Origin of the sequence: Snodgrassella sp. CFCC 13594, from assembly GCF_001590725.1 — a bacterium.
GTDB lineage: Bacteria > Pseudomonadota > Gammaproteobacteria > Burkholderiales > Neisseriaceae > Snodgrassella.
Map to the genome: position 1 here is coordinate 1 of NZ_LQXR01000006.1, position 13,607 is coordinate 13,607.

8 protein-coding genes, 1 tRNA gene and 2 pseudogenes are annotated in these 13,607 nt (G+C 45.2%); 8 read left to right on the forward strand and 3 right to left on the reverse strand.

Going from position 1 to position 13,607, the window contains the following annotated elements:
* Nucleotides 1-154: 154 nt before the first annotated feature.
* The 3 genes and pseudogenes from secA to A2F46_RS05055 all read left to right on the forward strand — a co-directional run.
* Nucleotides 155-2,663: pseudogene (gene secA / locus A2F46_RS05050) on the forward strand (preprotein translocase subunit SecA); the annotation flags it as partial.
* Between the two features lie 104 nt (nt 2,664-2,767).
* Nucleotides 2,768-2,908: pseudogene (locus A2F46_RS13405) on the forward strand (SEC-C metal-binding domain-containing protein); the annotation flags it as partial.
* Between the two features lie 506 nt (nt 2,909-3,414).
* Complete coding sequence (locus A2F46_RS05055) at nt 3,415-4,575, forward strand: porin (protein ID WP_082783589.1); 1,161 nt, start codon at nt 3,415-3,417, stop codon at nt 4,573-4,575.
* A 237-nt stretch (nt 4,576-4,812) separates the two neighbouring features.
* On the opposite strand, the gene pyrE is transcribed toward A2F46_RS05055, so the two are convergent.
* Entirely contained in the window at nt 4,813-5,451 is a 639-nt protein-coding gene (gene pyrE, locus A2F46_RS05060; RefSeq protein ID WP_066567558.1) for an orotate phosphoribosyltransferase, read from the reverse strand.
* Between the two features lie 85 nt (nt 5,452-5,536).
* On the opposite strand from pyrE, the gene A2F46_RS05065 reads away from it, so the two are divergent.
* Nucleotides 5,537-6,310: an exodeoxyribonuclease III gene (locus A2F46_RS05065; RefSeq protein WP_066567560.1), complete on the forward strand. Its 774-nt coding sequence runs from the start codon at nt 5,537-5,539 to the stop codon at nt 6,308-6,310.
* An 811-nt stretch (nt 6,311-7,121) separates the two neighbouring features.
* Here the strand turns inward: A2F46_RS05065 and A2F46_RS05070 are convergent.
* Together A2F46_RS05070 and A2F46_RS05075 are read right to left on the reverse strand one after the other, a co-directional pair.
* The gene (locus A2F46_RS05070) at nt 7,122-7,316 is read right to left on the reverse strand and encodes a hypothetical protein (protein WP_066567562.1); all 195 of its coding nucleotides are present in this window, start codon (nt 7,314-7,316) and stop codon (nt 7,122-7,124) included.
* 533 nt (nt 7,317-7,849) lie between these two features.
* Nucleotides 7,850-7,925: transfer RNA gene (locus A2F46_RS05075), tRNA-Phe, on the reverse strand.
* Nucleotides 7,926-8,195: 270 nt separating this feature from the next.
* On the opposite strand from A2F46_RS05075, the gene ampD reads away from it, so the two are divergent.
* From ampD to galU, 4 genes are all read left to right on the forward strand, one after another.
* Entirely contained in the window at nt 8,196-8,765 is a 570-nt protein-coding gene (gene ampD, locus A2F46_RS05080) for a 1,6-anhydro-N-acetylmuramyl-L-alanine amidase AmpD (protein ID WP_066567565.1), read from the forward strand.
* 115 nt (nt 8,766-8,880) lie between these two features.
* On the forward strand, nt 8,881-10,191 hold the full coding sequence (locus A2F46_RS05085) for a cell division protein ZipA C-terminal FtsZ-binding domain-containing protein (RefSeq protein WP_066567765.1): 1,311 nt from the start codon (nt 8,881-8,883) through the stop codon (nt 10,189-10,191).
* A 147-nt stretch (nt 10,192-10,338) separates the two neighbouring features.
* Nucleotides 10,339-12,735 (forward strand): NAD-dependent DNA ligase LigA, encoded by a 2,397-nt coding sequence (ligA, locus tag A2F46_RS05090; RefSeq protein ID WP_066567567.1) that lies wholly within the window; start codon nt 10,339-10,341, stop codon nt 12,733-12,735.
* Entirely contained in the window at nt 12,735-13,604 is an 870-nt protein-coding gene (gene galU / locus A2F46_RS05095) for a UTP--glucose-1-phosphate uridylyltransferase GalU (protein ID WP_066567767.1), read from the forward strand. The genes ligA and galU overlap by 1 nt, the downstream gene beginning before the upstream one ends.
* Nucleotides 13,605-13,607 lie beyond the last annotated feature (3 nt).

Here is a 13,607-nt window from a genome sequence, read left to right on the forward strand (position 1 = left end):
CGGCATTATATACACGCCTAGGTCATGGAAGAACAACGATATTGGCTGTCAATACTTGAGATGCTCGGGGAAAGTCGCACTGCGACTGGTAAGCCTGTGTTAAAATACTCTGTTTATTGTCTTTTTGTGCCCGACGAGGCAGGACTATTGAATTATGCTGACCAAAATTGCCAAAAAAATCTTAGGTAGCCGTAATGACCGCTTGCTCAAACAATACCGCAAAGTGGTCACCAAAATCAATGCACGCGAACCGGAAATACAGGCGCTTAATGACGATGAGTTGCGTGCCAAAACCGCTGAATTCAAACAACGGTTAGCTGACGGTGCTACTTTAGACAGCATTTTGGAAGAAGTGTTCGCTGTATGCCGTGAAGCCAGCCGCCGTGTCTTAAATATGCGTCATTTCGACGTGCAACTGATTGGCGGTATGGTGTTGTATCAAGGCAAAATTGCCGAAATGCGTACTGGTGAAGGGAAGACCTTGGTAGCCACTACGGCAGTGTATTTGAATGCACTGGGGGGCAACGGGGTGCACGTGGTGACCGTGAATGATTACTTAGCCACCCGTGATGCGGGCATTATGCGGCCTCTTTATGAGTTTTTGGGCATGAGTGTGGGCGTGATCGTCAGCAATATGGACGGTGAGGATAAAAAAGCGGCTTACAATGCAGATATTACCTATGGTACCAATAATGAATTCGGTTTTGACTATCTGCGCGACAATATGGTCAATGATGTGGCAGATAAAGTCCAACGTGTATTGTCTTATGCTGTGGTGGATGAAGTTGATTCCATCTTGATTGATGAGGCGCGTACGCCGCTGATTATCTCAGGCCAGGCAGACGACAATGTCAGCTTGTATGAAGTCATGAATAAAATTCCTCCATTGCTAACGCCGCAAGCCACAGAAGAAGGTGAGGGTGATTATTGGGTGGATGAGAAAAATCGCCAAGTCATGTTGAGTGAAGAAGGGCATGAACACGCGGAAGAAATTTTGACGCAAATGGGTTTGTTGAAAGATGGGGAATCTTTGTATTCCACCGCCAATATTATGTTGATGCATCATCTAATGGCAGCACTGCGGGCGCACACGCTGTACCAAAAAGATCAGCATTATGTGGTGCAAAATGGCGAAATTGTGATTGTGGATGAGTTTACTGGGCGCTTGATGGCTGGGCGACGCTGGTCTGATGGCCTACATCAAGCCGTGGAAGCCAAAGAAGGTGTGCAGATCAACAAGGAAAATCAAACGCTGGCGTCCATTACATTCCAAAATTTCTTCCGGTTGTATGACAAGTTAGCAGGTATGACCGGCACAGCCGATACTGAAGCCTTTGAATTCCAAAGTATTTATGGTTTGGAAACCGTTATTATCCCGACCAATCGCCCCATGGTGCGTAAGGATCTGAATGATCAAATTTATCGAACGGCCGAAGAGAAATACGAAGCAGTGGTGGCGGATATAAAAGCACGCCACGAGCACGGTCAGCCTGTTTTGGTGGGGACCACCAGCATTGAAAATTCAGAACTGGTGTCTGACCTGCTGAAAAAACAGGGTTTGGCGCACAATGTACTCAATGCCAAGGAACATGCGCGCGAAGCTGATATTGTGGCTCAAGCAGGTCGTCCTGGGATGGTTACCGTCGCCACCAATATGGCTGGCCGCGGAACTGATATTGTTTTGGGCGGTAATATTAAGCCACAGATTGATGCTATTTTATCCGACGAAAGGCTGCCTGAAAGCGAGAAGCAAGAAAAAATAAACGCTCTGCAAGCGCAATGGCAACAAGATCATGATGCCGTTTTGGCGGCAGGTGGTTTGCATATTATCGGTACAGAGCGCCATGAAAGTCGTCGTATTGACAATCAATTGCGTGGGCGTTCCGGCCGGCAGGGAGATGCGGGTTCGAGCCGCTTTTATCTATCTTTTGAAGATCCATTGTTGCGTTTATTTGCGTTGGATCGCGCTGCTGCGATTCTGAATCGGTTGGCGCCGGAGCGCGGAGTGGCCATTGAAGCAGGGATGTTGACTCGTCAAATTGAGGGTGCGCAGCGGAAAGTAGAGAATCGTAATTTTGATATGCGCAAACAAGTATTGGAATATGATGATGTGGCCAATGACCAGCGTAAAGTCATTTACCATCAACGAGCTGAAATACTTAATAGTGACAACATCAGTGCAATGTTGAAAGAGGTGCGCGAGGAAGTGATTCATGATCTGGTGGATACGTATATTCCACCAGAAAGCATGGAAGAAGAATGGAATATTTCTGCGCTTGAGCAAAAATTAGCAACTGATTTTAATATCCACCTATCTATTGCGGATTGGTTGAAAGAAGACAGCACTTTGGATAATCAGGATATACGTGAGCGTTTGCTGGCTCGTGTTGAACAAGAATATGCTGAGAAAATTGAACTGGTGGGTGAAGAAGGCATGCGCCAGTTTGAGAAAAACGTGATGTTGAATATCATTGATGCACGATGGCGTGAGCATTTGGCGGATATGGATTATTTGCGCCAAGGCATTCATCTGCGTGGTTATGCCCAGAAAAACCCGAAACAGGAATACAAGCGCGAAGCTTTTGAGATGTTCCAAAGTATGTGGCAAAACATTAACTATACGGTGGCCTCTTTGTTGATTTCGGTGCAAATAGAAAAAAATGAAGAAATGTCTGCAGACATCAACGTAGCCGAGCCTGATAATATTCAAACTCAACAAGCAAAACCTGCGGATATGACTGACCTCGTTCAAGCCGATGACATCATGGTTCAGGCAGCTTTTTCTCCTGATGCGGAAGATTACAGCCCCGCTGCTTTGGAAGCCCGCGGCATCGTCGTGCACCGCAATGATCCTTGTCCTTGTGGTAGTGGTAAGAAGTACAAACAATGCCACGGTAAGCTGGCTTAAATTGATAATGTTGTCTGAGCAACAGCCTGCATTTGCAGGCTGTTTTGTATTCGGTTGAATTATTTTCTAAGTGGATGAGTTGAAGAGTGGTTAGATTAATTGAAATTCCGGAAACCCTTGCTGCGCTGCCTTTGCAGTACATGGATTGAGAGAACTAAGGAAATGCAGCTTGAAACGGAGAGACAGACTGCTCAGCTTGTTTAGTAGAAAAGAAGGTTGTGAATAAAATACAACAGTAATGAAGTAGAGGATGAAGAAGTCTGAATGCAAGGGAAATTTTTATCAACTGTTTGTTTTAAATAAAATTATTTAGATAATGGATGTGGATTGATCTAAACTGCATGAGGGCGAGTGTTGTGTGAATGCAAATAGATTTGTTTTTTTGCAACGATGGCATTATATTGACCTCCATGAAATCGCTAATGCGGCGATTAACGCAAAAAACTTTAAAAGTATTTTTATCATTTTTAAAGTTTGTTTTTTCGACACAGAAAAGGAATACAGCAATGAAAAAAACCCTGATTGCTTTGGCTTTGACCACTTTGCCGGTTGCCGCTATGGCTGAAGTCGTTTTGTACGGCCAAATCAAAGCTGGTTACGAAGCTACTTCTTCAAAAGTTTCCGACGTTAATGTTGGTGGCCAAGAATTTAATTTTGATCGTTCTCCGTATACCAATGGTATTGCTGATTATGGTTCACGTATCGGTTTTAAAGGAAATGAAGACTTGGGCAATGGCTTGAAAGCTATTTGGCAGGTTGAATCTAAAACCAATTTGGCAGGTGGCGGTACTTCTGGTAATACTTTTGCTACTCGTGATTCATTCATCGGTTTGCAGGGAAATTTTGGTACTGTTAAAGCTGGTTACTTGAGCAACTACATCAATGCAAATATGGATGATGTTGATGCTTGGGAATATGGCAACGATGCTTTGGGTCTGGGTAAATTTACTCGTACAGATGCTCGTTATGCTGGTGTTGGTTACGAATCTCCAGAATGGGCAGGTTTCAGCTTCGGTTTGTTATTCTCACCCCGGGATAATGTAAATGGTGGCGATCGCAATGCGGAATATGATGTTGGTACTGGTGATGGTGCTAAATACAGCGCTGGTTTGACTTACCAAAACTCAGGTTTTTATGCTAAATATGGCTTTGATTATCTGAAAAATTCAGCTGCCCGAATCTATGAAGATGGTTCTGCTGAATTGAAAGATGGTCAAGTTCATCGTTTAGAAGGTGGTTATGATGCCAATAATCTATTTGTTGGCGCTGGTTTCCAATTTACCAAGAATACTTCTTCTTACAACCGTGCTGTAAATGCAGTAAGTGATAGCGTTACTGTTAATGGTGAATCAGCTACTGTTGGTTCGCATACAGTTGGTATTGATAACAGTGGTAAAGAAGCTGCTTTGACTGTTGGCTACCATTTCGGTAATGTATTCCCGAAATTGACTTACGCTCATGGCTGGAATGTTAAAGCAAATGGTGAAAAATTTGATAACACCAAATATGACCAAGTAATTTTGGGTGCTGACTACAGCTTCTCAAAACGCACTACTGCTAACGTACAAGCAGGTTGGTTGAGCGAAGGTAATGGTCGAGTTGGTGATGTTGATCTGGGTAAAACTAAAACCACTTCATTCGGTGTAGGCTTGAAACACGTATTCTAATATTGGCTTAAGCTGATTTAGAAAAAGCTCGCTTCGGCGGGCTTTTTTATTGTGTTATATAAATAATAAGGATTTCGATTGAGTTATCGTGGCATGATAGACGTATTGAGGTTATGTGAATAAAAAGGTTGCTTGGATAGTTCAGGCAACCTTTTATAGTGATGCCCTCAATGAAATGCACTGGTGAAGTGTATAGGAAGTCCCAGTACATTTTCTAAGAAGAGCTGAGAGAAGTATTTAAATACCATATTCCTGGCGATAGTGTTGCACCGCGAGTTGGTGTGAAGCAAGGCGACTGTCATTAGCCAGTAAGCTGAGTAAGTCCTTCAATGTTGCAATGGCAATGACGGGTAAGCCATATTGTTGTTCTACTTCCTGAACCGCAGATAACGCTCCTGTGCCTTTTTCCATACGGTCTAGTGCAATGGCAACGCCTGCTGGTGTGGCACCTTCCGCCTGTATAAGGCGAACGGATTCACGAACAGAAGTACCAGCAGAAATGACGTCATCAATAATTAAAACGCGACCTTTAACAGGGGCGCCAACCAGTGTGCCGCCTTCCCCATGATCTTTTGCCTCTTTGCGGTTGTACGCAAAAGGGACGTTACATCCTTTTTCTGCCAACATCATGGCAGTGGCCGCAGCCAGAATAATGCCTTTATAAGCAGGCCCAAACAGCATGTCAAATTCAATTCGGCTATCCAGAATGGACTGCGCATAGAAGCGGGCCAGTTGCAATATACTTTGGCCATTGTTGAATAAGCCCGCATTAAAAAAATAGGGCGATACTCGACCAGCTTTGGTAACGAATTCGCCGAATTTTAAGACTTGTTGATCAAGCGAGAATTGCAAAAAATCCTGTCGGAAGTCTGACATGGTATTCCTTGAATGGTTAGAATAGGCAAAAGGCCACTTATCGTGGCAAAACGACCAAATTTTACACCAAGCGAAAGGGCAGTGTGTGCGGATTATCTCAGCCAATGTGAATGGTATTCGTTCGGCCACTAAAAAGGGTTTCATTGACTACTTAGCGAGTACAAATGCCGATGTAGTATGTGTGCAAGAATTAAAAGCGCAGGGAAGTGATATGTCTGCGGAAATGCAGCGGCCGAATGGCATGTATGGCGTATGGCATACGGCTGAACGACGGGGCTATAGCGGGGTAGCAATTTACAGCAAACGTGAGCCTGATCACGTTCAAGTGGGTTTGGGCTGGCCTGAATTTGATCATGAAGGGCGCTATGTGCGTGCTGATTTTGATAATTTAAGCGTGGTATCTGTTTACTTGCCTTCTGGTAGCAATTCAGAAGAACGGCAGGTGGCCAAATATCAGTTTCTAGATTTATTTTTGCCAGTGCTGGATGAGCTTTATGCTTTGGGGCGTGATGTTGTCATTTGTGGTGATTGGAATATCGCACACCAAAATATTGATTTGAAAAATTGGCGCGGGAATCAAAAAAATTCTGGATTTCTGCCAGAAGAACGTGCTTGGTTGACGAGAGTGATTATGGAATTGGGGTGGATCGATGTCTGGCGTAAGGTTTATCCCGATGTACCTGGCTATACGTGGTGGAGCAACCGTGGGCAAGCCTATGCAAAAGATGTAGGCTGGCGCATTGACTATCAAATGGTAACACCCGGCTTGAGCACTAAGGTGATGCGGGCTGCAGTGTATAAAGAAATTAAATTTTCCGACCATGCGCCTTTGGTTGTCGATTATGACTATTCTTTATAGGTACATTTGAGGTGACGTACACAGTTTTGGCATTATTAATTTCAGAAGCGGGTCCAGATGGCTAGCATTATTTACCATCAAGTTAGAAGGGCTCAATGGGCGGCAGTTATCGAGGTAGATTAAATTAAGGAGATAAATCGTCCTGCTTATGGCAATGGTAGTGCAAAAGGATTCCGAATTGATTTGGCTAAGTAAAAAATAACTGCCTATATTCTTAATTACTGATTTTGAATGGTGCTTTAGTATAGTTGTCAGCTGAAAAAATTTGGTGCAGAAATGAATGTAAGCTATTTTGTATGATGCAGGAAAGGAAAATGTGGATGCGTGCGTGTGAGAGTACTTACTGTATCGAAGTTGCCAATAAGTAATGTCTTAAATGCAGTGATAGTGCTCGATGTCCAACCCTTTCAGCTGTCTTCTAGTGATGAATAGATGATATAGATCGTATTTTTATATAAACATCAGAATACCTATGATCTATTGAAGGCCAGAGGAAGATCAGTGAATTTCCCATTAATCATATATATTTCTGCCTCTTTTGCAAAAAGTAGCACATCAATGAATTAAGTATTTTTGAATCGATAAAATGAGCGTACGCTTGCTTAAAGGTATACCGAAAGTGCGATTTAACTGTATTTATGGAATAGAGATATAGTTCAACCGCCATACAGCAAAAGGTCGAATTCTCATCCTGCGAAAATGCGTAAAAAAATTTGGCCTAATAACCTAGAATCTGTTCCCCCTTTTCAGTCATAGTTTCAATATAAAACCGCCCAAATGGGCGGTTGCAATAATCCGATTCCAAACCTAATTATTTACCATAGTGTGAATTAATAGTGCGGTATAAATTTTGATCGTCGTTATTTTGTTGTTGGTTCGATTGAGCGTTAGCCCCTTCCTGATAGCTTTGGTAATTCACCGTGACTGCGTGTTCTGGAGAAGCCAAGACGATACCAGAAGCCAAACCCATTACAGATACCAAAGCAGCCAATTTAATTGATTTCATTTTTCTTCCTTTACTTGCGTTTGCGGCGACGATGTGTCGCTCGATGTGTGTATAATAATATTTCCTAATTGGATATAAAATACATAAAATAGAAATATAATATTTCTTATTTGGAAATAGTATTTGATTGATGTTTGTTTGGTTTTTAGGACGGATGCAGTTAGAATCTGGCTGAATGTGAAGACCACAGTCCATGTGATGAGTTAAATACAATACTTTTCAGTATTTTATTTTTGCATTTTGGTCTAGCCAATTCGCTTGTGTTAATTGGCTAAGCTACACTGGTTACTCAGTCGAATTTGAAAAGCTAACTGGTGATTGCATGGCGTTTTGACCCGATATTGGATTGCTGCCATTTGTCTTGCTATATCAATAATAAAATAGATTGGGGAAATACCAACGCTAACGTGGTTTCATGTTTGATGCTGATTGACGCTGTGCTAACACGGTGCGCTAAGATTTAGAGTTAGGATATCGGTAGATCCGAGATGAACTTTAGGTAGGTAAAAAAATAACCGCAAAAAAGCGGTTAGTGGTGGCCAGAGGCGGGATCGAACCGCCGACACACGGATTTTCAATCCGTTGCTCTACCGACTGAGCTATCTGGCCACTCGGAAAGATGCGTATTTAATCAGAGTTGGTTCGGTTTGGCAAGAGGAAATCAATATTTATTTAAGTGGTAGAAATAAGACCTCGTCTATGTTTTTGTTTATCCAAGTGATAAAGGCTCTATAACAAAATTTGGCTGCTGTATTGATCTGGTGTGGATATGACTCAATGCGACTTGGCCGGTACTTTCTGATATGCCATGAATGTTGTATTGAATTATCGAAATGGATAGAACACAATAGGCACAATTTTTAGATTGGATGCACAAGCATGGCTTGGGAAAAAGGTTGGCTGCAAGAAATAGGTTGCCAATGGTTGCCTTCACCAAATTTTGATGTGCGAAACCGTGCAGAATTACCTTATTTGGTGGTGATTCATAATATTTCTTTGCCACCTTTTGAATTTGGTTCTGGCGCTGTTCAACGGTTATTTGCCAATCGAATCACCGCTGATGAACCTGATGTGTTTATGCGCGCATTATCTGATTTACATGTGTCCAGTCATTTTTTCATTGAGCGCACAGGTGCTGTCTATCAGTTTGTTTCTTGTGAAAATGCAGCCTATCATGCGGGTGTATCTCGATTTAGGGGACGCACGGGTTGTAATGCTTTTTCGATAGGGATTGAACTGGAAGGTTGTGATTTTGAGCCATTTGAGGAAGCACAATATCAAGCATTATTGAACTTGTTGAAGCAAATATGCTCTGAATATCCGATTGAAGCGGTGGCTGGCCATCAGCATATAGCCCCTGGACGAAAGAGTGACCCTGGGCATTTCTTTAATTGGCATCGACTGGTGCAGGCAAATATGCCTGTGAATTGTTTGTATCAATATGATTAAAGCGGATCAAGGCTGCCTGAAAGGTGGTTTTTGGTTATAATTTCATACTTCTATTTGCCTTTAGGGTTGTTGGGCGATACAACAGCCATTGGAATACGCCATGAATGACTCAGTTTTGATTGTGTTGGTGGTGGGCGCCTTGGTAATCTTGGCGGTCATTGCCTACAATATGTATCAAGAAAACCAATATCGTAAGCAATTGCGCGATCAATTTGGTCACGCCAATAAAGACGCTTTGCTGGATAGCGATGTGGATTCGGTGCGTGACAATGGCATTGCCGATCAGCAAGCGTCGGCGGTCCCCATCAAACCTTTTCGGGAAACCAACTTGGCAGATTTAAAGCCGCCTGTTGCTCTGAAGGATGAAGGCGTTGTGGAGGTAGGCGATGCCATCGAACCCGTCGTAGAGCGTGAGTCGGTAGACATATTGCGGGAAAGGCAGAATACCCAAGAAGAGATTGAGCCCGTTGCTGAGATGACTGCGGCCATTCTGCAACCAGAAGTGGAGCCAGAACGCGCGGGTAGCCTGTTCCAGTTTAATAAACTAAAAGCCAAATTACCTAGTCAGTCGGTTCCTTGCGGCGATCGTCGGCCATTATTAAATGTGCGTGATATGGCCAAACAACCGTTGCCCTGGTTTGACAACCGCTTTGATTACTTGGCTTACGTGTCTTTGTATGAGCCTAAGGAACTGCATGCGATGCCGCGCTTGAGTAGTCGGCATCGATTTCGTATTGTGGGCTGCACCATGGATGACCGCTTTCAGGTTGCAGAACCCATACCCAGTGTGTATTACCAAGGTTTTGTGGTGGGTTTGCAGGCCATTAGCCGGACTGGGTTGGCCTCTCAGGAAGAGTTAGAGCATTTTGGTGAGCAGGCGAATAAATTTGCTGAGCAAATGGATGGCGAATTGCTCCTTACCGATGTTGATATGTTCTTGGATGTGGCACGTCCACTGGATGAGTTGTGCGCTCGGGTAGATCAAACCATTGCCATTCATTTGGTGTCGCGTAGCAATATTAGTGGCACCGAGCTCCGTGCAGCAGTGGAGCGGCAGGGTTTTGAGCTGGCGCATGATGGCGCCTTTTATTTCAATAATGACAAAGGCGATCCTTTATTTAGCATCGTAACCCTCGACAATACGCCGTTTACTTCAACGCTATTATCGAATCAGAATTACCGTGGTTTCAGCATGTTGTTTGATGTGGTTCATGTGCCCAACGGGGAGAAAACCTTCAATCAATTTATGGATATGGCGGTTAAATTATCCAGCCAACTTGGATTGGACTTGGTGAACGATAAAGTGGAAGAACTGTCGACCCAGTGGCTTAAGGAAGTGCGTCGCTATGTGGTGGACCGGCAGCATGAAATGAAGCAGGTTGACATCGAGCCTGGCAGTGATTTGGCACATCGACTATTTTCATGATGAGAAGTTAATACGGCCCATGCCCGCTGTATTCTAAGTTTTAACATTGTCGTGTTGACACAACTGGCAAGCCATTGATGGGTTTGCCAGTTTGTTTTCAGGCAGCCTGATTAAAGGAAGCACCATGGCGCAATCCATTGAAGCCAAGTGAAAGCATTAACGGCTGAATTGAATCATTATGCTTATGAATATTATGACTTGGATGCCCCAACGGTACCCGATGCCGAATACGATCGGTTGTTTCGTGCATTGCAGGCTCTAGAGCACAGCCATCCTCAATTCAGGCAACCCGACAGCCCTACGCAACGTGTGGGCGGGGAAGCACAGAAATCATTTAAATCGGTTGCCCACCGCATCCCCATGTTGTCGCTCAATAATGCTTTTTCCCCTATAGATGAGCAGGGGCATTTTGACCATCATGAAATGCTGGCTTTTGATGCGCGGGTGCGTGAATCCTTGGGCTCTGCTGTGGAATACATAGCTGAACCTAAGTTTGATGGGTTGGCGACCAGTTTGCTGTATCAAGATGGGGTGTTGGTACAAGGTTCTACCCGAGGAGATGGATACACAGGAGAAGACGTTACGCAAAATGTGCGTACTGTGCAAAATATTCCTTTGCGGCTACGCGGTCAAAATGTCCCCAAAGTATTGGAAGTTCGGGGTGAAGTCTTGATGCTCAAGGCAGATTTTGAGCGCTTGAACCAGCAACAATTGAAACAAGGGCAAAAAGTTTTTGCCAATCCTCGGAATGCAGCAGCAGGCAGCTTGCGCCAGTTGGATTCGCATGTAACGGCACAACGCCGATTGCATTTTTTCTCTTATGCTATTGCTCAATTGGATGCGCATTTTGCGGTACCAACGCATACACAGGAATTGGCCTTATTGGCGCAACTGGGGTTGCCTATTCCACCAAAAAATACTTTGTGTGCCCATGCAGACATCCATCAGGTTCTGGCCTTTTATGAGCACATACACCACGTTCGAGCAGATTTGCCCTTTGAAATTGACGGAGTAGTGGTCAAGGTAGACAGTCTGTCGCAACAGCAAGCTTTGGGTTATGTGGCACGCGCTCCGCGTTTTGCCATTGCCCATAAATTTCCCGCTGAGGAAGTATTGACTACGATTGAATCAATTGAAGTGCAAGTGGGGCGTACGGGTGCTGTAACGCCGGTGGCCAAGTTGCAACCAGTTTCTGTGGGCGGCGTTACTGTATCGAGCGCCACCTTGCATAATGAAAGTGAAGTGAGGCGTAAAGATGTGCGGGTAGGTGATACGGTGGTGGTCCGCAGAGCCGGCGATGTGATTCCGGAAGTGGTTTCCGTGGTATTGGCTCGGCGGCCAATGCGGGCAACCACTTCGCTGGCAACCGATTTATTTGGTGATGCAGAGCCTGTGATGACGCCGCAATTCCCGCCCTTTCGCATGCCTTCATCGTGCCCTGTGTGCGGTCATGAAATTGAACGCGAAGGAGAAGAGGCTGTATCGCGCTGCACAGGTGGTATGTTATGCAAAGCACAAAGAGTGCAAGCACTGATTCATTTCGCCTCACGCAAGGCCATGGACATTGAAGGCCTGGGGGATCGACAAATTGAATTGTTGGTTATGCAAGGCCGAGTGCATCATTTTGCGGATGTCTATCGACTTACTCTGGCTGATTTATTGGCCATGAAAGCCCAAGCTGAAGGAATGTCTAGCGGCGAATCTGTGGATGTGAAAACGGCCATAGGCAGCAGCCATCAGCCCACCAAATGGGCACAAAATATTTTGGCTGGAATTGAACAGAGTCGGCAGCGCCCATTGTCGCGTTTGGTTTTTGCTTTGGGTATTCGCCATGTCGGCGAGCGTACCGCGAAATCATTGGCGCAGGTATTCGGGGACTTGGCCTTGCTGCGTCAAGCGACAGAGCCTGTTTTGGCGTGTTTGCCTGACATTGGTCCCGTGGTGGCTCATTCGGTGGCGTATTTTTTCAGGCAACCCGATCAGGAAGCGCAGGTAGATGAGTTATTGAGCGCGGGCGTGGTGCCGGAGGCGGAAACGCGCCGCATGGACGTATCGGCTTATGTTAATCCGGTGGCGTGCCTCAGCCATTTACCTGGCATCTCATTGACGGACGTGCGTGCGCAGCAGTTGTGGCAAATGGCAGGGCAAACTTTGGCTGGCTTGTTGACGGATCAGGCCTTGCCTGAAACTTGGCAGATTTGGCGTTGTAAACCTGAGAACCAAGCGCTGCTTCAACAAACATTTGCCTTGATTCACCAGTTTGCTGATACACGCCTTGAACATACAGAATCGGCACCCGTTGGTACATCGAGCTTGGTGGGCAAAACATTTGTGTTGACCGGTACATTGCCTGATTGGACGCGCGAAGAAGCGCAGCAACGGATTGAAGCGGCAGGCGGTAAAGTGAGCAGTGGTGTTTCGAAGAAAACCGATTATGTGGTCGCGGGCGCCGAGGCCGGCAGCAAACTGACAAAGGCCCAATCATTGGGTGTGGCCATTATTGATCAACAACAATTACAGGTTTTATTGGAGCAGACAGCATGATTCAGCCCATACGCAAATGTGTGTTTCCGGTGGCCGGGCTGGGAACCAGTTTTTTGCCGGCGACCAAAGCCAGCCCTAAAGAGATGCTGCCCATCGTGGATAAACCACTGATTCAATATGCGGTAGAGGAGGCTGTGGAAGCGGGCTGTACCGAGCTCATTTTCATTACAGGGCGGAACAAGCGCAGTATTGAAGATCATTTTGATAAAGCATATGAGCTTGAGACTGAGCTGGCCTATCGAAACAAACTGAAATTACTCGATCTGATACAAGATATTTTGCCCAAAAACGTCACTTGCTTGTACATTCGGCAACCACAAGCGCTTGGTTTGGGTCATGCAGTATTGTGTGCGCGGGCAGCAGTGGGTAACGACCCTTTTGCCGTGATTTTGGCCGACGATTTGATTGATGCCCAACCAGGTGCGTTGGCGCAAATGATGGCTGTTTATCAGCAAACGGGTCATGCAATTTTGGGGGTTGAGACCATCGATTACCGCGATACGGGTTCTTACGGCATTGTGGAAACTGAAACCCGTGAGGGCTGGGAATACATACGCAGTATCGTGGAAAAGCCGCATCCCGATGATGCACCATCGGATATGGGGGTAGTGGGGCGCTATATATTACCCGCACGCATTTTTGATTTGCTGACTGATTTACCCCGTGGCATCAGTGGTGAAATTCAGCTTACCGATGCCTTGTCTAGGCTATTGCGCGAACAATCCATGATTGCTTTGCCATTTCAGGGATCCCGTTATGATTGCGGTAGTAAATTAGGTTATCTGAAAGCCACGGTGGCTTATGGATTGAGACACCCAGAAGTGGGAGAAAAATTTGCTTTGCTGTTGGAAAAAATGAGGGTTGAGTAGACC